This is a genomic window from Caulobacter sp. GW821-FHT11E11 (genome assembly GCF_058808315.1).
Genome location: NZ_JBXARO010000014.1, coordinates 21,270 through 40,914 on the forward strand (window position 1 = coordinate 21,270; position 19,645 = coordinate 40,914).

The 19,645-nt window shown below is 68.0% G+C and carries 16 protein-coding genes; 12 read left to right on the top strand and 4 right to left on the bottom strand.

The window, feature by feature from the left end:
* Genes cyoC through AC1RR5_RS26120 form a run of 5 tightly spaced genes read left to right on the top strand, consistent with a single transcriptional unit; the run spans position 1 to position 3,592 of the window.
* Complete coding sequence (gene cyoC / locus AC1RR5_RS26100; RefSeq protein ID WP_492926579.1) at positions 1-627, top strand: cytochrome o ubiquinol oxidase subunit III; 627 nt, start codon at positions 1-3, stop codon at positions 625-627.
* Complete coding sequence (cyoD, locus tag AC1RR5_RS26105) at positions 624-1,019, top strand: cytochrome o ubiquinol oxidase subunit IV (RefSeq protein ID WP_492926581.1); 396 nt, start codon at positions 624-626, stop codon at positions 1,017-1,019. Before cyoC ends, cyoD begins: the two co-directional genes overlap by 4 nt.
* Positions 1,016-1,723, top strand: a complete 708-nt coding sequence (locus tag AC1RR5_RS26110) for an SURF1 family protein (protein WP_492926583.1) — start codon at positions 1,016-1,018, stop codon at positions 1,721-1,723. The genes cyoD and AC1RR5_RS26110 overlap by 4 nt, the downstream gene beginning before the upstream one ends.
* Positions 1,720-3,069: an ATP-binding protein gene (locus AC1RR5_RS26115; protein WP_492926585.1), complete on the top strand. Its 1,350-nt coding sequence runs from the start codon at positions 1,720-1,722 to the stop codon at positions 3,067-3,069. The genes AC1RR5_RS26110 and AC1RR5_RS26115 overlap by 4 nt, the downstream gene beginning before the upstream one ends.
* Entirely contained in the window at positions 3,059-3,592 is a 534-nt protein-coding gene (locus AC1RR5_RS26120; RefSeq protein ID WP_492926587.1) for a response regulator transcription factor, read from the top strand. The genes AC1RR5_RS26115 and AC1RR5_RS26120 overlap by 11 nt, the downstream gene beginning before the upstream one ends.
* Here the strand turns inward: AC1RR5_RS26120 and AC1RR5_RS26125 are convergent.
* The 3 genes from AC1RR5_RS26125 to AC1RR5_RS26135 all read right to left on the bottom strand — a co-directional run bounded on the left by AC1RR5_RS26125 (position 3,585) and on the right by AC1RR5_RS26135 (position 8,899).
* Entirely contained in the window at positions 3,585-4,442 is an 858-nt protein-coding gene (locus AC1RR5_RS26125) for a 3-keto-disaccharide hydrolase (protein ID WP_492926589.1), read from the bottom strand. The genes AC1RR5_RS26120 and AC1RR5_RS26125 overlap by 8 nt on opposite strands.
* A gap of 74 nt (positions 4,443-4,516) precedes the next feature.
* Entirely contained in the window at positions 4,517-5,806 is a 1,290-nt protein-coding gene (locus AC1RR5_RS26130; RefSeq protein ID WP_492926591.1) for a glycoside hydrolase family 1 protein, read from the bottom strand.
* Between the two features lie 63 nt (positions 5,807-5,869).
* Positions 5,870-8,899, bottom strand: coding sequence for a TonB-dependent receptor domain-containing protein (locus AC1RR5_RS26135; RefSeq protein WP_492926593.1), 3,030 nt, complete (start codon positions 8,897-8,899; stop codon positions 5,870-5,872).
* Positions 8,900-9,102: 203 nt separating this feature from the next.
* On the opposite strand from AC1RR5_RS26135, the gene AC1RR5_RS26140 reads away from it, so the two are divergent.
* Positions 9,103-9,777: a TetR/AcrR family transcriptional regulator gene (locus AC1RR5_RS26140; protein ID WP_492926595.1), complete on the top strand. Its 675-nt coding sequence runs from the start codon at positions 9,103-9,105 to the stop codon at positions 9,775-9,777.
* Positions 9,778-9,785: 8 nt separating this feature from the next.
* Here AC1RR5_RS26140 and AC1RR5_RS26145 read toward each other — a convergent pair whose 3' ends face one another.
* Entirely contained in the window at positions 9,786-11,096 is a 1,311-nt protein-coding gene (locus AC1RR5_RS26145) for a spinster family MFS transporter (protein ID WP_492926597.1), read from the bottom strand.
* 178 nt (positions 11,097-11,274) lie between these two features.
* Here AC1RR5_RS26145 and AC1RR5_RS26150 point away from each other — a divergent pair, with 178 nt between their 5' ends.
* The 6 genes from AC1RR5_RS26150 to AC1RR5_RS26175 all read left to right on the top strand — a co-directional run bounded on the left by AC1RR5_RS26150 (position 11,275) and on the right by AC1RR5_RS26175 (position 19,629).
* Positions 11,275-13,548, top strand: a complete 2,274-nt coding sequence (locus tag AC1RR5_RS26150; RefSeq protein WP_492926599.1) for a TonB-dependent receptor — start codon at positions 11,275-11,277, stop codon at positions 13,546-13,548.
* Positions 13,549-13,557: 9 nt separating this feature from the next.
* Positions 13,558-15,186, top strand: a complete 1,629-nt coding sequence (locus tag AC1RR5_RS26155) for a carboxylesterase/lipase family protein (protein WP_492926601.1) — start codon at positions 13,558-13,560, stop codon at positions 15,184-15,186.
* Positions 15,183-16,739, top strand: coding sequence for an AMP-binding protein (locus tag AC1RR5_RS26160; protein WP_492926721.1), 1,557 nt, complete (start codon positions 15,183-15,185; stop codon positions 16,737-16,739). The genes AC1RR5_RS26155 and AC1RR5_RS26160 overlap by 4 nt, the downstream gene beginning before the upstream one ends.
* Positions 16,740-16,760: 21 nt before the next feature.
* Positions 16,761-17,462, top strand: a complete 702-nt coding sequence (locus AC1RR5_RS26165) for a TetR/AcrR family transcriptional regulator (RefSeq protein ID WP_492926603.1) — start codon at positions 16,761-16,763, stop codon at positions 17,460-17,462.
* A gap of 101 nt (positions 17,463-17,563) precedes the next feature.
* Complete coding sequence (locus tag AC1RR5_RS26170) at positions 17,564-18,457, top strand: SDR family NAD(P)-dependent oxidoreductase (RefSeq protein WP_492926605.1); 894 nt, start codon at positions 17,564-17,566, stop codon at positions 18,455-18,457.
* Positions 18,457-19,629 (top strand): acetyl-CoA C-acyltransferase, encoded by a 1,173-nt coding sequence (locus tag AC1RR5_RS26175; protein WP_492926607.1) that lies wholly within the window; start codon positions 18,457-18,459, stop codon positions 19,627-19,629. Before AC1RR5_RS26170 ends, AC1RR5_RS26175 begins: the two co-directional genes overlap by 1 nt.
* Positions 19,630-19,645: the final 16 nt, after the last annotated feature.

The following is a 19,645-nucleotide window of genomic DNA, read 5'->3' on the forward strand; positions in this document are numbered from 1 at the left end:
ATGGCCTCGAAAGCCCATGCCTTGACGGAAGTGGACGCCAACAGCTTCCACATGACCGAGGAGCACCATCCGGAGAACGGGACCCTGCTGGGGTTCTGGATCTACCTGATGAGCGACTGCCTGATCTTCGCGGTGCTGTTCGCCACCTACGCCGTGCTGGGCCGCAACTACGCGGCCGGGCCGTCGGGCGCGGACCTGTTCGACCTGCCGCTGGTGGCCGTGAACACCGGCCTGCTGCTGTTCTCGTCGATCACCTACGGCTTTGCGATGCTGTCGGCCCAGGCCGGCCGCAAGACGCCGACCCTGGTCTGGCTGGCGATCACCGGCCTGTTCGGTTTGGGCTTCCTGTCGCTGGAACTCTACGAGTTCGCCCACCTGATCCACGAGGGCGCTGGCCCGCAGCGCAGCGCCTTCCTGTCGTCGTTCTTCACCCTGGTCGGCACCCACGGCCTGCACGTGACCTTCGGCATCCTGTGGCTGGTCACCCTGATGGTCCAGGTCGGCCAGCGCGGTCTCGACGAGGCCATGAAGCGCCGGCTGATGTGCCTGTCGATGTTCTGGCACTTCCTGGACGTGATCTGGATCGGCGTCTTCTCGTTCGTCTACCTGCTGGGATCGCTGAAATGACCGCCGCTGGCCACGACACCCACCACGCCCCCGGCGCCCACGAGGGCCATGGCCACGACGCCGGCCACGGCTCGTTGAAGGACTATGTCATCGGCTTCGTACTGGCGGTGATCCTGACGGCGATCCCGTTCTGGCTGGTCATGGGTCACGTCCTGCCGACGCCTCAGATGACCGCCGTGGCCGTCATGGGGCTGGCGGTGATCCAGGTGCTGGTCCACATGATCTATTTCCTGCACATGAACTCGCGTTCGGAAGGCGGATGGACCCTGCTGGCCCTGATGTTCACCCTGATCCTGGTGGTGATCACGCTGAGCGGCTCGCTGTGGGTGATGCACAATCTCAACACCCACATGATGCCGCTCGATGCGCACGACATGAAGCAGATGCCGTGACCTCGGGAAGGCGCGCACGGTCGATCGCCCTGATCGGGCTGTGCGCCACCTTCACCGTGGTCTTTGTGTTGCTTGGCGCCTGGCAGGTCCAGCGCCGGGCGTGGAAGCTGGATCTCATCGCCAAGGTCGAGCAGCGGATCCACGCCGAGCCGGTTCCGGCTCCGATGGGCTGGTCGAGTGATGACGTCTATCGCCGTGTCCGGGTCTCAGGCGTCTTCGACCATGGCGACGAGACCCTGGTGCAGGCCGTCACCGAGAAGGGCCCGGGTTTCTGGGTCCTGACACCGCTGAAGACCGATCGCAGCTTCACCGTGCTGGTCAATCGCGGTTTCGTGCCGGCCGAGCAAAAGGGCGCCGCTTCACATCCCGCTGGTCCCGTCGCGGTGGTAGGCCTGCTACGAGCGACCGAGCCCCACGGCGGCTTCCTGCGAGCGAACCAACCGGGGCAGGGGCGGTGGTATTCCCGCGACGTCCAGGCCATCGCCGCCGCGCACAAGCTCACCGAGGTCGCGCCTTACTTCGTGGACGCGGACGCCGCGCCCAATCCGGGCGGCTGGCCCCTAGGGGGTCTTACGGTCGTGCGTTTCCCCAACAGTCATCTAGTCTACGCCCTGACCTGGTTCGGCCTGGCCCTGCTGACGAGCGGCGCTGGTCTCTACGTCGCGCGCGACGCGCGGCGGAACCCAGGTGTAGGAGACGCATGAGCCCGACCGCCAGCATCCTGTTCTCCGGCGTGGCGGGCTGGCTCTCGGGCGCGCGGGCGGCGGACAACGCCAGCGGCCCGGCTGACGCCATCGCACGCCAGAACATGCTGCAGCTGATCCACCTGCGCTGGATCGCGGTGCTGGGGCAGGTGGTCACCATCCTGGCGGTGCATTTCAGTCTGGGCTTCCGCCTGCCGCTGGCGGCGATGATGCTGGTGCTGGTCGCGCTGGTGGCGCTGAACCTGTTCAGCCTGGCGCGCCTGAAGCGAGCGACGCCGCTGGGCCGCTACGACCTGTTCGTGGCCCTGGCGCTGGACGCCCTGGCCCTGACCGTCCAGCTGTATCTGAGCGGCGGCGCGACCAATCCGTTCACGACCCTCTACCTGCTGCACGTGATCCTGGGGGCGGTGCTGCTGGAGGCCTGGGCGACCTGGGCGATCGTGGCCCTGACCAGCTTCTGTTTCGTCATGCTGGTGGCCTTCAACCGGCCGATCGTCGCCACCGGGCTCAGCGACCAGACCTTCTTCGACCTGTTCCTGATGGGCATGTTGGTCGGCATCGTCCTGGACGCGGTGCTGCTGGTGACCTTCGTCGCCCGCATCAACGCCAACCTGCGCCGCCACGACGCGCGCCTGGCCGAGCTGCGCCAGCTGGCGGCGGAAGAGACCCACATCGTCCGCATGGGCCTCCTGGCCTCCGGCGCCGCGCATGAGCTCGGCACGCCGCTGGCGACGCTGGACGTGATCCTGGGCGACTGGCGGCGCATGCCGATCTTCGCCAGCCAGCCCGACCTGGCCCAGGAGCTGGAAGACATGCGCGGCGAGGTCCGACGTTGCAAGACCATCGTCACCGGCGTCCTGCAGTCGGCCGGCGAGGCGCGCGGCGGCGAGGTGCGGGCCAGCACCTTGCGGGCCTTCATGGACGAGGTGGTGAGCGACTGGCGCGCCACCCGCAACGGCGAGGCCCTGGTCTATGAGACCGACCTGATCGCCCCGACCCCGATCGTCGCGGAATCGACCCTGAAGCAGGTGATCCACAACGTGCTCGACAACGCCCTCGACGCCTCCGCCGGCGCGGTGCGGCTGTGGGCCGGCGTACGCGAGGATCGGCTGCTGATCGAGGTCGAGGACGACGGCCCCGGCTTCACCGCCGAGACGCTGGAAAACTTCGGCACGCCCTACAACTCGACCAAGGGCCGGGCCGGCGGCGGGCTTGGCCTGTTCCTGGTCGTCAACGTCCTGCGCAAGCTGGGCGGCCGCGCCGACGCCGAGAACCTGGCCGAAGGCGGGGCGCGTGTGGTGCTGGACCTGCCGCTGTCGTCCCTGGAGATCAGCCGTGCCGACTGACCGCAAGCTGATCATCATCGAGGACGACGAGAAGTTCGCCGCGACCCTCAAGCGTTCCTTCGAACGCCGCGACTACGAGGTCGTCCACGCCCGCGGTCTGGACGAGGCGATGGCGGCGCTGGAGACCTTCGCGCCGCGCTACGCTGTCGTCGACCTGAAGCTGGCCGGCGAGTCCGGCCTGGCCTGCGTCCGCGCCCTGGCCGAGCGTGACCCGACCATGCTGATCGTGGTGCTGACCGGCTTCGCCAGCATCGCCACCGCCGTCGAGGCCATCAAGCTGGGCGCCCGCCACTACCTGGCCAAGCCCTCGAACACCGACGACATCGAGGCGGCCTTCCACAAGGGCGACGGCGATGTCGACGCCGCCATCGGCGAGCGGGCGACCTCGATCAAGAACCTGGAGTGGGAGCGGATCCACCAGACCCTGGTCGAGACCGACTTCAACATCTCCGAGACCGCCCGGCGTTTGGGCATGCACCGCCGGACCCTGGCCCGGAAGCTGGAGAAGCGCCGGATCACCTGACCTTGGGCAGGGTCTTGATCGGCTCCAGCACGATGTCGCGGAAGAAGGTCTCGGCGCCTTCCGACTGCAGCTGGATCGCGCCGTGGGTCAGGGGCTGGCCGCCGGCCTTCAGGTCGCGGACCTCCAGCACGGGCACGCCGTTGACCACGTGCACGGCCCGGTCGCCCAGGACGTAGAGATCCAGGGTGTTCCATTCGCCGGCGGGCTTCTCGGCGTCGCTATAGGCCTCGACGTTCCAGTCGGCCGTGCCGCCCTTGGCGGTGACGGCGCGGCCGGTGGGGGCGTAGCGCAGGTTGGGCTTGATCAGGGCCGGATCGTCGACGGCGTTGGTCACGACCGAGATCGCCTCGCCGACGGGCACGACCATGCCGATCGAGCCGGTCATGATCTCGAACTCGACCGCCTGGCTCCAGGTGCCCCAGACGACGCCGGGCGCGCCATGCGAGTGGTAGAGCAGGCCGTTGTTGGGCGCCTGCGTCTCGCGCGGCGCCCAGCGGCCCTTGCCCCACTTGTACTGCAGGCGCAGGTGATAATCCTTGAAGTCGCCCTTGTGGACCAGGCTGCCCCAGGTCTTGCCGTTTACGTAGAGGGCGGGGCGACCGTCCTCCTGCACCACCTTGAAGATCTCGGCGCTCTGGGCCGTCACGCCGATCGGGGCGACGGGCGGGCGCTTGTAGGTCAAGGCGGGGTCGGCATAGCCCAGCCAGGCGTCCCAGGCCTTCAGGTCCTTACCGTTGAACAGCGAGACCTTCGGGCCGGTGGCCTTCGGCACGTCCGTCAAGGTCAGCGGAGCGGCGAGGGCGGGCGCGGCGACGGCCAGCGCCAGGGTGAAGGCCAGGGTCTTGAGCATGCGTCCTCGCACTCGGGTTTCGAGCGCACCCTATCTGGCAGCGCTGTCACGGCAAGGCCCGCGTGGTCGTAGGCCTAGATCGCGTTGGCCCTGGCGATCCGGCCCAGGTGCAGGGCGCTGGGACGCGGCGTGCGCTTGAAGGTCTGGCGGTCCACGGCGACGAGACCGAACGGCACGGCGTAGCCCGAAGTCCACTCGAAATTGTCCAGCAGCGACCAGTAGAGATAGCTGTGCACCGGGGTGCCGTCGTCGATGCATTGCCGCACGCCGGCCAGGGCCTGATCGATGAAGGCGATGCGCCGCGTGTCGTCGTTCACGGCCACGCCGCTTTCGGTGACGTAGACCGGCTTGCCGATCGCTGCGTGCGCCCAGCGGATCGTGTTGGCTAGGGCCTGCGGATAGAACTCGTAGCCCGACAGGGTCAGCTCCGCGCCGGGCGGCGGCGCCTTCACGCCGTGCTCATCGACCACGAACCGGGTGTAGGTCTGGACCCCGAAGAAGTCGGCATGGGTGCGGGCGACCTCGACCCAGTCGCCATAGAGTTTGCGCTGATAGAGCTCCACCAGCTTGGGATCGTCCGACTGGATGTCCTGGGTCGTCAGGGTGATGCCGACGGGCAGGGACGGGCGCGCCTGCTTGATGGCGTCGTAGGCTTGGCGGTGGGCCTCGATCATGATCGGCGTGACGATGGCCGGATCCGCATAGGCCAGGCGCGAGAAGCGCGGCGAGTCGGTGGCCTTGGCGGCCGCGGCGATGGCCGCCTTGACCACGGGGACCATCGTCTGGATCCCCGGCATCAGGTCGACCAGCAACCGGATATTGGCCTCGTTGAACGTGGTCGCCATGTGCATCAGCCGTCCCAGGCGCTCGACCACCTTGCGGCAGAAGCGGGCGAACAGGGCCGGGGCGTCGGCGACCTCGAAGCCGCCGCGCTGGGCGAACCATAAAGGCGTCGTGAAGTGGTTCAGGGTGACGATGGGCTTGAGGCCCCGCGCGCGGCAGGCCTCCAGCACGCGGGCATAGTGGTCTAGCTCGGCATTGGAGAAGAAGCCCTCGCTGGGCTCGATGCGCGCCCATTCCACGCCCAGGCGGTAAGTGTTGAAGCCCAGGCCGGCGGCGAGCGCGAAGTCCTCGCCGTAGCGGTGATAGCTGTCGACGGCGTCGCCCGAGCGCTCCTTGAACATCGAGGGCGTGAGGTTCTCCATCAGCCAGGCGTCGCTGTTGGTATTGCCGCCCTCGCTCTGGTGGGCCGAGATCGCCGTGCCCCACAGGAAGTCCTTGGGCAGGGCGCGCTTCGGCTGGGCGATGGCCGGAGACGCCAGGGCCGCAGCGGCGCCCGCGATGAGAAGGTCGCGTCGGATCATGCTTTGCTCTGGAGAAAAGATGGCGGGCGACCCGAAGGCCGCCCGCCAGTCGCGAGGTAGACCTTAGAACGCCTTCTTGACGCCGATCTCGATGGTCCGGCCCAGCGGGTTGCCGGTCCACGGGTCGTAGCCGAACTCCTCCTGCGCGGGCGGCGGATCGCGGTCGAAGATGTTGGCGACCGTCGCCGTCAGGGCCATGTCGTCACCCAGCTGCAGGCGATAGGTGAAGTCGGTGGTGATCCACTTTTCGCCGTTCTCGCCGTACTGCACGCCGACCCGCTCGTCCTTGACCGCCGAGACGAAGTTCACGCCCAGACGGAAGTTCTGGTTACCCAGGCCGTAGTTGACGCCAAGGTTGGCGCGCCACTTGGGCGCGGCCTGGGCGAAGGTGGCGAAGTTCAGCGTGCCTAGGCGGTTGTCACCGGTCGAGATGGTCACGCCGTCCAGAGTGGTAGGGCCGGTGCGCAGCTCGGTCACCCGGGTGGCGGTGAGGTTGACGTCCAGATCACCCGGACCAAGCGGCAGGCCGTACTTGGCCTGGATGTCGAAGCCCTTGGTCGTCTGGCCGGGGCCGTTGCCATAGCGGGTGGAGACGGCCGAGAAGGTCCCGACGCCGCTCATGCCGACCGTGCAGCCGTTGTTGAACGAGATGCGGGCCAGCAGCGGCTGCTTGGTCGCGTCGCAGGTGGTGATCGTGCCGCCCGCGCCGTTGAACACCAGGCTGGCGATCTGGTTCGGGTCGGCGACCTGGCCGATCTGGTCCCGCGTCTTGATGTCGAAATAGTCGACGATCAGGCGGAAGCTGTGATCGTCGGCCAGGCCTCGGCTCTGCCAGATCGCGCCGATGTTCGAGGTCCTGGCGGTCTCGGGCTTGAGGTTGGCGTCGGTGATGAACTGCGCCGCCAGCCAGTTGCTGGCCGCCACCGTGTAGGTGCGCGCGGCCACCGTGATGGCGCCCGGCGTCACGCCCAGGGGCGGGGTTTGGTAGTTGGTGCCGTACGAGGCGCGGAAGGTCAGGGGACCCCAGACGTTCCACTTGCCCGACACCTTGTAGACCGTGGCGCCCAGGTCGTTGGAGAAACGCTCGCGGCGGGCGGCCAGCTGGATGTCGACGTTCGAGAACAGCGGCACCTGCAGCTCGCCGAACAGCGAGTACTGGCTCTGCTCGGCCTGGCTGGGCAGGGTCGGGGCGAACAGCACGAACGGACCAGGCGCGTCGGGCGTACAGCCTCGGAAGTTGGCGCTGGTGGTCGGGGTCGGCGTGGGGCTGAGATTGCCCGAGCCCGCGCCATTGGCGCTGGTGGTGTTGCTGGGCCACTCGCACTGGATCGAGCCGTTGTTAAACGCGCTGGGCACGTTCACACGGTTGGACAGCGAGCGGTACTGGGCGCCCAGGGCCCAGCCGATCTCGCCGCCGGGCAGCTTGATCCCCGAGCGGCCGTTGAACACCAGGTCGGCGGTGAAGTTGTGGCTCAGGGTTTCGACCGCGCGCGGGTCGAACATCCACAGGGCCAGGTCCTCGGGGTTCTCCTTGCCCGCGACATAGTTGGGATTGGCCAGGCCCCGGACCGGCTGGCCCTTGAACGAGCTGGAGAAGGGGTTCCAGTACTGGCAGCCGTTCTTGCCGGCGGCGGCCGCGTTCTGGGTGCCGAAGCGGCTGGGATCCAGGTCCACGGCCTGGCACTTGGGACCGCCGAAGCCGTTCATGGCTTCCTGCAGGCGATAGCCGATCGTGTCGGCGTGAGTGTTGTAGTTGTAGGCGTCGTTATAGGTCAGGGCGAAGTCGTAGCCGACCTGCTTGGCGAACGGCGCGAGGTCGCCCAGGTCGCCGGTCAGCCCGGCCGAGATGCGCCAGACCTTGTTGTCGATGCGGTCGGCCACACCGAAGCCGTCGCCGCCGGAGTAGTAGGGGTTACCCCCGTGGCCGAACAAACGGTAGGTGATCGGCGTGAAGCCCGAGGCGCCGACGATGCCGTTCTTCGCCGCGAACTCGGCCGCGAATGGATTGCTGATCGGCACGTAGAACTGGTTGACCGCGCCCGTCGTCAGGGCCGGACCGCGCGACACCGGTTGGGCCGGCGAGCCCATCACCTGCGGCAGGTTCACCCGGCCGTACGAGGCGTCCAGATGGAACTTCATCGTGTCGGTGATCTGCGCCTTCAGCTGCGCGTAGAGGCGGTAGGTGTCTTGGTTCTCCACCAGCCGGTAGTAGGGAATGTAGTTGTAGGCGCAGGTGAAGGCGTTGTCGTAGCGACCGCCCACGGCCGCGCAGCTGGCGGGCGTGAAGTCCGAGACGATGCCGCCCAGGTTCGGACCCCATTCGCCGACGTCGGTGGCGGTGGGCGTGGCGGGCAGGGGCCCGCGAGGCTGCCAGCCGGTCAGGTTGGTCAGGGTCGACCACGGCGCGGGGTTGTAGCCGGTCACCGGGTTCAGCGAGGCCTCGGTGAACTTCCGCTCCAGGGTGTTCAGGCGCGAGCGATGTTCGTACTCGGCCGAGACCAGCAGGTTGACGCGGTCCGCGCCGATGCCGCCCATCACGCCGACCGAATAGTCGCCCTTCGAGCCCTTGATGTGCTTGTACTGGGCCTGGGCCTGCAGGCCGACATAGTGGTCCAGGGTGATAAAGTTGACGACGCCGCCGGTGGCGTCCGCGCCATAGATCACCGCCGCGCCGTCCTTCAGCACCTCGGTGCGGGCCAGGGCGATCGACGGGATATTGGCGGTGTTCTGGTTCATCCGCCGGCCGTTCAGCAGGGTCAGCGTCTTGTCCGCCCCGAGGCCCCGCAGATTGTAGTTCACCGAGCCGACCAGGGCCGGACCGCCGAAATAGTAGCTCTCGCCGGTCGTCGGGCCCGAGATGGTCAGGCTCTTGGCGAACTCCAGCGCCGTGGGCGAGCCCTGCTTCTCCAGATCCGCCTGCGAATAGACCTCGACGGGGAGGGCGGCGTCGAGCGCCGAGCCCCGGATGTTGGAGCCGGTGACGACGATCTCTTCGACTTGGGTCGATTGATCCTGAGACCAGGCAGGCGCGCCGAAGCCCGCGATCCCGATGAGCAGCGCGACGCCCGACGCGCCGGATAGCCCGATTTTCATGTGGCGAACCCTCCCGTTGAATGAGTCTCTTAACGCTCATTCTCACAAGAGTGAGTGTTGTAGCATCGCCGTTACGGCGTCAATGATCATTGTTCGACCATTTGGTCGTAGGCCCCGGATGGGGTGGTTGCCGCTATGGGAACGATTGACACGAGCGCGCCGCGCCCCGACTACGCGGCGTACGGAATGACCAGGAGGACGGCTTGGCGGGAGCGACGGCGGAGCAGGGCAAGGGGCGGCGCACCAAGGCCGAGCAGCGCGCCCAGAGCCTGGAGCAGATCCTGGACGCGGCCGAGTACCTGTTCTCGCAGAACGGTCTCTATGGCGTGACGCTGCGCGACGTCGCCGTGCGCGTCGGCATCCACACCACGCTGCTGAACTACTACTTCAAGGACAAGACCAACCTGTTCGAGGCCGTGTTCGCGCGGCGGGCCGGGGTCACGTCCGGCCGGCGGATGATCGCCCTGGAGCAGTACGAGCTAGTGGCGGGCGACAAGCCGACCGTCGAGGGTGCGCTGCACGCCTTCCTCGATACGGACCTCGACCTCTACTGGGAGGGCGGCGAGCACTGGATGAACTACGCCGCTTTCTGCGCCCGCGTCAGCAACACGCCCGAGGGCGCGGCGCTGATGGACGAGCACTTCGACCCGGTGGTCCTGAAGCTGGTCGGCATCCTCAAGCGCGCCCTGCCGGACTATGCCGACGAGGAGATCTTCTGGGGCTACCACTTCGTGTCGGGCGCCCTGATGAACACACTGGCGCGGACGGGCCGGATCGACCGGCTGTCCAGCGGCCTGTGCCACTCGGACGACTTCCCGGCGATCAAGAAGCGGATCGCCCGCTTCATGGCCGCCGGGTTCATCGCCCTAAAAGCCTAGATGAAGGCTTAGGCCTTCTCGGCCTTGGCGAAGATCCGGGCCAGCCACAGGAACAGGCCGATCGCCAGCACGTAGAACGGCGTCAGCGTGTAGAGCGCCATCTGCAACGAATTGTGTGGATGGCTGGCTTTGAAGAAGTCGCTGGCGGCGCCAACATAGGTCGGGCCAAGGCCCAGGCCGATGAAGTTCATGACCAGCAGCAGCAGGGCGCCGGACATCACGCGCTGCTCGGGCCGCACCTCCTCCTGGACCAGCGCCACCGCCGACGACAGGTAGAAGTAGTTCAGGAAGGTCGGGCCGATCAGGAACGCCAGCGCCAGAGGCCAGGTCGGGGCCCAGACGAAGCCCAAATAGAACGGGATCGCCAGGGTCAGCGAGATCACCGGGGCCAGGGCATAGACCGTCTTGGACTTGCGCGCGAAGCGGTCGATGACCCGTCCCGAGATGTAGATGCCGCCGCTCATGCCGATGCCGACCACCAGGGCGTACCACACGGCGACTTCGCTGAGCGTCATGCCCTTCTCGCGCATCAGGAACAGGGTGGTGAAGTTGCCCAGGCCATAGGTCACGAACTGGGTCGCGCCGCTGCCCAGCGAGGCCAGCACCAGGGTCGGACGCGAGAAGAACATCCGCAGCGTCGACCAGAAGCCAGCCTTCTCGAGCTTGAGGCCCGCGCCGTCCAGGCCGCCGCGCTTGGGCTCCTTGACGATCAGCGGCAGGACGGCGGCGGCGATGACGCCGACGACGCCCAGGATGATGAAGGCGTAGCGCCAGTTGAAGGCCGCGGCGATGGCCGCGCCGAAGGCGATGCCCAGCGCCGCCCCGACTGGCGGGCCCAGATTGTAGATGCCCAGCGCCGTGCCACGCCGGCCCGGTGGGAAGTAGTCGGTGATGATGGCGTAAGAGGGCGGTACGCCGCCGGCCTCGCCGAAGCCGACGCTCATCCGCGCGAAGGCGAACTCGCCATAGCTGCGCGACAGGCCGCAGGCCACCGTCGCCGCGCTCCAGATCCCGCAGGCTAGGCTCAGCACCGCCACGCGGTTGGTGCGGTCGGCCAGCCAGCCGACCGGGATGGCGATGAAGCAGTAGAACATCGCGAAATAGAGCCCGCCGATCAGCCCCAGCTGACTATCGGAGACGTGCAGCGTGTCCTGGATCGGCTTGGCCAGGATCGACATCAGCTGCCGGTCCAGGAAGTTCAGGACATAGACGAACCACAGCATGCCCAGCACCAGCCAGGCGCGGCGATCCGGAGTGGGGTGAGGGTGGTCTGGACGCGCGGATAGAACCGCGGCGCCATCGCGCTCGAGGTCGTTCAAGGGTTTCCTCCCAGCTGCCCGTTCTCGAGCTTTGCTTGGGTGGAGGATGACCTCAATCCCGACCGCTCGTCAATATTCACACGCGTGTGAGTGAGTGTTGACAGCGGCGCGGTTCGCCGCCACCGTAAATCCCACAACGTCGACGCAAACGATCGACGCTCACTGGGGAGTGAACGCCATGAAGTCTGGGCTGCTTGCGTCGGCGTGCGCCGTCGCGCTCGTCGCGTTTTCGTCAATACCGGTGCTGGCCCAGACGGCCGGCGCGGATCAGGGGAGGGGCGACCGCAAGGACGCCGATCTGGTGGGGGAAGTCATCGTCACCTCGACCCGCCGTCCCGAGAAGCTGCAGGACGTGCCGCTCAGCGTCACCGCCTTCGACCAGAAGGAGCTGACCGCCAAGGGCATCGTCGGCTTCGAGGGCCTGGCCCGCCAGACGCCGGGCGTCGTGCTGAACCGCGCCACCGCCAATTTCAACAATTTCACCGCCCGCGGTATCGCCACCAACGGCTACGGCGCCAACCTGCAGAGCACGGTCGCCGTCTATATTGACGAGCTGCCGATCTCGACCATCGGCAACACCACGGTGCTGGATCCCAACCTGTTCGACGTCGAGCGGGTGGAGTTCCTGCGTGGTCCGCAGGGCACGCTGTTCGGCTCGGGCTCGCTGTCGGGCGCGCTGCGGATCCTGAACAAGGCGCCGAACCTTTCCAGCCGCGAGGGTGCGGCCCTGGTCGACGTCGGCCTGACGGGCTCGGACTCGCTGCGCCAGCGCTACAACGGCATGGTCAACCTGCCGATCATCGAGGACAAGCTGGCGCTGCGCGTGGTCGGCTTCTACCGGCACGAGGAAGGCTATCTCGATAACGTCGGCACCAAGGTCCACAACTCCAACACCCTGGTCGACTGGGGCGGCCGCGCGAACCTGATGTGGAAGCCCAACGACCGCCTGACGGTGAAGGCGCTGTTCTCGTACGAGGACAGCAATCCCAAGGACTCGTCGATGATCAGCCCGGCCCTGGGCCGTGAGAAGCGGATCTCGGACCGGCCCGACCTGTTCGTCGGCAAGCTGCGCACCCACAACGTCACGATCGACTACCAGTTCGACGGCGCGCGCCTGACCAGCTCGTCGACCTATTCGAAGTTCGACCAGAAGTTCTTCGTCGACCTGGCCGGCACCTTCGGCGGGGGCGTGGCCTTCGCGCTGGACGCCGGCGGCTTCCAGAAGACCTTCGTCGAGGAGGCGCGGCTGGCGTCCGATCCGGGCGGCAAGATCGACTGGGTGGTCGGCGGCTTCTACATGGATCGCCGGCTGGACGTGGATTACTTCTACCGCTCCAACCCGGCCTACCTGACCGCGCACGGCATCACCGGCCTGCCGGACGAGTACTATCAGCGCCAGTACACCCACTTCCTGTCGCACGAGAAGGCGGCGTTCGGTCAGCTGACCTATCGCTTCAGCGACAAGGTGTGGGCCACCGGCGGCATCCGCTACGGCAAGGTCGACAGCCAAGGCTTCACCGAGGCCGGCGGCTATAACAGCGCCTACTTGACCTACGCCCTGCTAGGAATCCGGGGGCCGTTGGCCCTGACCCCGATCACGGCGGCCACCGGCGTGAAGGCGACCGGCAGCAAGCCGTCGTTCAAGGTCAGCCTGTCGTACAAGCCGTCATCGGCCCTGACGACCTACGCCACGGTCTCGACCGGCTTCCGCACCCCGGTGATCAACGCCTTCGCGGGCCGGGCCAGCACGGTCAATCCGAGCGACCTGATCATCCCGAACGGGGCCTCGTCGGACGATCTCGTGAACTACGAGCTGGGGGCCAAGGGACGGTTCCTGAATGGCCTGGTCTCGGCCAATGTCGCCGTCTACCTGATCGACTGGAGCAACATCCAGGTCCAGGCCAACCGCGTCTCCGACAGCGTCCAGTTCGCCACCAACATCGGCGCGGCGCGCAGCAAGGGCATCGAGCTGGAGCTGCTGGCCTTTCCGGCCAAGGGGCTGACCATCGGCCTGAACGGCTCGCTGAACGAGGCCAAGGTCACCGAGCTCACCCCGGCCGAGGCGGCGATCTCGGGCGCGGTTGCCGGCGCGCGGCTGGCCTCGCCCAAGGTGCAGGGCTCGCTGTTCGTCAACTACGGCTGGGACCTGACGGCGAAGGCCAAGGCCAACCTGTCGGTCTCGCTGCAGCATGTCGGCTCGTATCCGGGCTCGTTCCCGCACGTGCCGGGCCAGCCGACCGTGACCAGCCCGACCTACGGCTTCACGGACTCGTACCAGAACGTCAACGCCACCTTCGCCGTGGCCATGGGCCAGACCACGATCGGGGCCTATGTCGAGAACCTCTTCGACGACCACTCGATCACCTATGTCCACCCCGAGGCCTTCCTCGCCAGCCGGTTCGCGACCATGCGGCCGCGCACGGCCGGGGTGCGGCTGGGCTATGCGTTCTAGGGGCGGGCGATGAGCAAGCGTCTTCTCGTTTCGGTCCTGGCGGTCATGGCGCTCGCGCCGGCCGTCTATGCCGAGCCCGTCGTCAAAGCCCCCGCCGGCGCCGTTCGTGGCGTCGAGGCGAGCGGTCTCCAGGTGTTCAAAGGCATCCCGTACGCGGCGCCGCCCGTCGGCGCGCTGCGCTGGAAGCCCCCGGTCGCCGCGCCGGCCTGGACCGGCGTGCGCGACGCGCTCGACTTCGGCCCGGCCTGCCTGCAGCCCAAGCCGCGTCCGGGCAGCATCTACGCCTCGCCGCTGAAGGCGTTCAGCGAGGACTGCCTGTCGCTGAACGTCTGGGCGCCGGACAAGGCCAAGAAGGCTCCGGTGCTGGTCTGGATCCACGGGGGCTCGCTGATCGCCGGCTCCAGCGCCGAGGGCATGTACGACGGCGCGGCCCTGGCCAAGCAGGGCGTGGTGGTCGTCTCGATCAACTACCGCCTGGGCGTGCTGGGCTACATGGCTCACCCGGAGCTCAGCGCGGAGTCGCCCGACCACGTCTCGGGCAACTACGGCCTGCTGGACCAGATCGCGGCTTTGAAGTGGGTGCAGACCAACATCGCCGCCTTCGGGGGCGATCCGGCCAATGTCACCATCGCCGGCGAGTCCGCCGGGGCGCTCAGCGTCATGTACCTGATGGCCTCGCCGCCGGCGCGCGGGCTGTTCCACAAGGCCATCGCCCAAAGCGCCTACATGGTCTCGACCCCGCAGCTGCGCGACCCGAAGTTCGGCCACATCCCGGCCGAGACCATGGGCGCGGCCACCGGCGCCAAGCTGGGCGCCAAGAGCCTGGCCGAACTTCGGGCCGTGGACGCCGAGACGATCACGACCTCGGCCCTGATGGCCGGCTTCCAGACCTTCGGCGCGGTCGACGGAAAGATCCTGCCCAAGCAGTTGGTCGATGCGTTCGACGCCGGCGAGCAGGCGCATGTGCCGATCCTGGCCGGCTTCAACAGCGGCGAGATCCGTTCGCTGCGGTTCCTGGCTCCGCCGGCGCCGGCCGACGCGGTCGCCTACGAGAAGGAGATCCGCGCCCGCTACGGCGATCTCGCGGACGACTTCCTGAAGCTCTATCCGTCCACGGATGTTCCCGAGAGCGTGCTGCTCGCGCCGCGCGACGCGCTCTATGGCTGGACGTCCGAGCGGCTGGTCGCCAAGCAGACGGCGGCCGGGTCGCCGGGCTATCTCTACTATTTTGACCACAGCTATCCGGCGGCCGAGGCGGCAGGCCTGCACGGCTTCCACGCGAGCGAGCTGCCCTATGTCTTCGGCACGCCCGACAAGACGCCGCCCGCCTGGCCCAAGAACCCCGACACGCCGGCCGAGGCCAAGCTGTCGGCGGCGATGATCGGTTACTGGACCTCGTTCGCTCGTGACGGCGCTCCCAAGGCGGCCGGCGAGCCCGCCTGGAAACCTTACGGGACCGCGCGCGCCTACATGACCTTCGCCGACGGTCCCCAGCCTGGCGCGCACCTGCGCCCGGGCATGTACGAACTCAACGAGGCCGTGATGTGCCGACGCCGCGCCCAGGGCGACACGCCCTGGATCTGGAACGTCGGCGTGGTCTCGCCCCCACTTCCCCCTGGAGTGACCCAGTGTCGATGATTGACGGCGAGATGCAGGCCTTCGCCCTGACGCTCGAAAAGTTCCTGGACCACGCCGCCAAGTGGCGACCGAACGGGGAGGTAGTGACGGCCCGCGAGGACGGGCGGATCGACCGCATCGGCTATGCCGGCCTGCGCGACCGCGCCCTGCGGGTCTCGTCGGTGCTCGAAGGCATGGGCGTGAAGACCGGCAGCCGGGTCGCGACCCTGGCTTGGAACAGCCAGGACCATGTCGAGGTCTGGTTCGCGATCATGGGCATGGGCGCGGTCTGCCACACGCTGAACCCGCGCCTGACCGCCGAACAGCTGGCCTCGATGGTGGTGCAGTCGGAGGCCGACATCCTGATCGCCTCGGCCGACCTGGCGCCGCTGGCCCGCAAGATCATGGACGCGGCGCCCGGCGTGACGCGGCTGCTGGTCATCGACGGCGAGGCGGTCGAGGGCCAGACGCTGGCGCCGCTGGTCGACGCCGAGACCCGCCACGCGGTGTGGGGCCAGTTCGACGAGACCGCGCCGTGCGGCCTGTGCTTCACCTCGGGCACCACCGGCGCGCCCAAGGGCGTGACCTACACTCACCGCTCCAGCTACCTGCACACACTGCGGGTGCTGCAGGTGGACGGCATGGCGATCTCGGGCGCGGATGCGGTGCTGGCGGTGGTGCCGATGTTCCACGCCAACGCCTGGGGCCTGCCGTTCGCGGCGCCGGCGGTCGGGGCCAAGCTGGTCCTGCCGGGGCGCAATGCCGACGGCGCCAGCTTGGCGCGCCTGATCGCCGCAGAGAACGTCACGGTCTGCGTGGGCGTGCCGACCGTCTGGATTGGCCTGATCGAACACCTGGAAGCGACCGGCCAAACCCTGCCGTCGCTGAAGCGCATCATCGTCGGCGGCGCGCCGATGCCGCCGGCCCTGATGGAGCGCATCGAGCAGCGCCTGGGCGTCCGCGTCCAGACCAGCTGGGGCATGACCGAGCTGTCGCCCTGCGGCACGCTCGCGCCGCTCAGCGCCCCGGCTGAGGCGGCGGTGTCAGGCCGTCCGGCCGTGGGTGTCGATCTCCTGCTGACCGACGCAGACGGCGTGGCCTTGGCCCAGCAGCGCGACGTCGAGGGCCATCTGCGGGTGCGCGGGACCTCGGTGATCGAGCGCTATTTCGGCTTCGAGACCTCCGCGACCGACGCCGACGGCTGGTTCGCGACCGGCGACCTGGCGCGCATCGACGTCGAGGGCAATCTGATCATCACCGGTCGCGCCAAGGATCTGATCAAGTCCGGCGGCGAGTGGATCAATCCGGCCGAGATCGAGGCCGTGGTCTGCGCTCTGCCGGAAGTGTCCCTGGCCGCCGTGATCGGCCGCACCCATCCCAAGTGGGGCGAGCGGCCGATCCTGCTGGTCGAGACGCAAGGCGAGGTCAGTGACGAGATCCTGTTGGCCTCGCTGAAAGGCCGGGTGGCCAGCTGGTGGATCCCGGACGCGGTCTTCCGCCTGGATCGCATGCCTCTGGCGTCGACCGGGAAGATCGACAAAATTCGGCTGAGGACGGAATACGGCGCGGGCTGACGCCCAGCCGGTCCGCAACAAATGGAAGTCCAAGTGCCCGAAGCCGCAGCCCCGCGTCGTCCCAACACCAAGGCCGAACAGCGCGCCGAGAAGATGGAGCAGATCCTCGACGCGGCCGAATACCTGTTCTCCAAGCACGGGCTGCACGGCGTCACGCTGAAAGACGTCGCCAAGATGGTGGGCGTGCACCACACGCTGATGAACTACTACTTCGACGACAAGAAGACCCTGTTCGACGCGGTCTTCGCGCGGCGGGCGGTGATCACCAGCGAGCGGCGGATGCGGGCGCTGGAAGACTATGAGACGACCTGCGCGGGCAAGCCGACGGTGGAGGGGGCCTTGCGCGCCTTCCTCGACACCGATCTGGACCTCTACATCGAGGGCGGGGAGGGCTGGAAGAACTACGCCGCCCTCGGCGCCCAGGTGGCCAACACGCCCGAGTGGGGCGCGGACCTGATGGACCAGCACTTCGATCCTGTCGTGCTGCGCTTAATCGACCTCTTGAAGCGGGCTCTGCCAGACTGCGCGGAGGCAGACATCTTCTGGGGCTACCACTTCGTCACCGGGGCGCTGATGCTGACCCTGGCCAGGACGGGGCGGATCGACAAGCTGTCGGGCGGGGTCTGCCGGTCGGACGACTTCCACGCCGTGAAGGAAAGGATGGCCGCGTTCATGGCCGCCGGGTTCCTGTCGGTGTGCGGCCGCAAGGGGGCGCCGGTCTAGAGCCGGCGTCTCCGCCAGGCAGTGTTCCGTCAACAATATTCACTGTCGAGTTAGTGAAGAATTGTGCGAACCTGGGTTCGCGAAACGAGAAGGGGATTTCCATGTTGCTCGAAGGACGTGTCGCCATCGTCACTGGGGCTGGCGGCGGCCTGGGCCGCGCCCACGCGCTGTACCTGGCCAGCCAGGGCGCCAAGGTGGTCGTCAACGATCTGGCGCAGGAGGCGGCCGACCGCGTCGCCGCCGAGATCGCGACCCTGGGCGGCGCGGCGATCGGCGTGGCGGCCTCGGTCACCGACGAGGCGGCGGTGGCGCAGATGGTCGAGCAGGTCGTGGCCCGCTGGGGCCGGGTCGACATCCTGATCAGCAATGCCGGCATCCTGCGCGACAAGACCTTCGCCAAGATGAGCCTGGACGACTTCCGCCTGGTGGTCGACGTGCACCTGATGGGCGCGGCGGTCTGCGCCAAGGCTGTCTGGGGGATCATGCGCGAGCAGGGCTATGGCCGTATCGTCATGACGACCTCGTCCTCGGGCCTGTACGGCAACTTCGGCCAGGCCAACTATGGCGCGGCCAAGATGGCGCTGGTGGGCCTGATGCAGACCCTGGCCATCGAGGGCGAGAAGTACAATGTGCGGGTCAACTGCCTGGCCCCGACGGCCGCCACGGGCATGACCGAGGGCGTACTCTCGGAAGAGAGCCTGCAGCGCCTGAACCCTGCCTTGGTCAGCCCAGGCCTGCTGGCCCTGGTCGCCGACGATGCGCCGACCCGCGCCATCCTGTGCGCCGGCGCCGGCCACTTCGCCACCGCCCACGTCACCCTGACCGAGGGCCGTTATGTCGGCGGCGGTTCGGATGCGGGCGAGCAGGTGATCCGCCAGTGGGATGGCGTCGCCGACCGCGCGGGAGAGATCGTGCCGGCCTATGGCTTCACCCAGGCCGAGCGCGAAGTCGCCAGCGCCGGGCTGATGAGCAAGGTCGCGGGAGGCCGCGCGTGATGCGTCAGGCCGTCATCGTCTCTACGGCGCGCACGCCGATCGGCCGCGCCTATCGCGGGGCCTTCAACGACACCCCGTCGCCGACCCTGGCCGCCCATGCCCTGACCCACGCGGTCGAGCGCGCCGGCGTTGATCCGGGCGAGGTCGAGGACTGCATCCTCGGCTGCTCGCTGCCGCAGGGCTATCAGCAGACCATCGGCCGCACGGCGGCGCTGCGGGCCGGGCTGCCGGTCACCGTGCCGGGCATGACCATGGACCGCCAGTGCTCTTCGGGCCTGATGACCATCGCCACGGCAGCCAAGCAGATCATCGTCGACCGCATGGACGTGATCGTGGCCGGCGGCGTGGAGTCGATCTCGCTGGTCCAGACGCCGGAACTTCGCGTCGACCAGGATCCCGGCCTGCTGGCCCTGCACCCCGACGCCTACATGCCGATGCTGGACACGGCCGAGACGGTCGCGACCCGCTACGGGATCACGCGCGAGGCCTGTGACGTCTATTCGGCGGCCTCGCAGTACCGCGCCGCCGCGGCACAGCAGACCGGCCGCTTCGACGCTGAGCTCGTGCCGATGACGGCGACCATGAAGGTGGTCGACAAGGCCACCCAGGAAGTCTCGCATCGCCAGGTCACCCTGGACCGCGACGAAGGCGTTCGGCCCGAGACCACGTTGGAAGGCTTGGCGGCGCTGAAGACTGTACGGCCGGGCGGCGTGGTCACGGCGGGCAACGCCAGCCAGCTCTCGGACGGCGCCTCGGCCTGCGTGGTCATGGAGGCGGGCCTGGCCGAGAAGCGCGGCCTCTCGCCCTTGGGCCGCTATGTCGGCATGGCCGTCGCCGGGACCAAGCCGGACGAGATGGGCATCGGCCCAGTCTTCGCGATCCCGAAGCTGCTGGAGCGCTTCGACCTATCGATCGACGACATCGGCCTGTGGGAGCTGAACGAGGCCTTCGCCTGCCAGGTCGTCTATTGCCGCGACCATCTGGGCATCCCGGACGAGCTGCTGAACGTCAACGGCGGCGCCATCGCCATGGGTCACCCCTATGGCATGTCGGGCGCGCGCCTGACCGGCCACGCCCTGCTGGAAGGCAAGCGGCGGGGCGCCAAGCACGTCGTCGTCACCATGTGCGTCGGCGGCGGCATGGGCGCGGCGGGGCTGTTCGAAGTCCTTTGATCGGATAGCGCGCCGA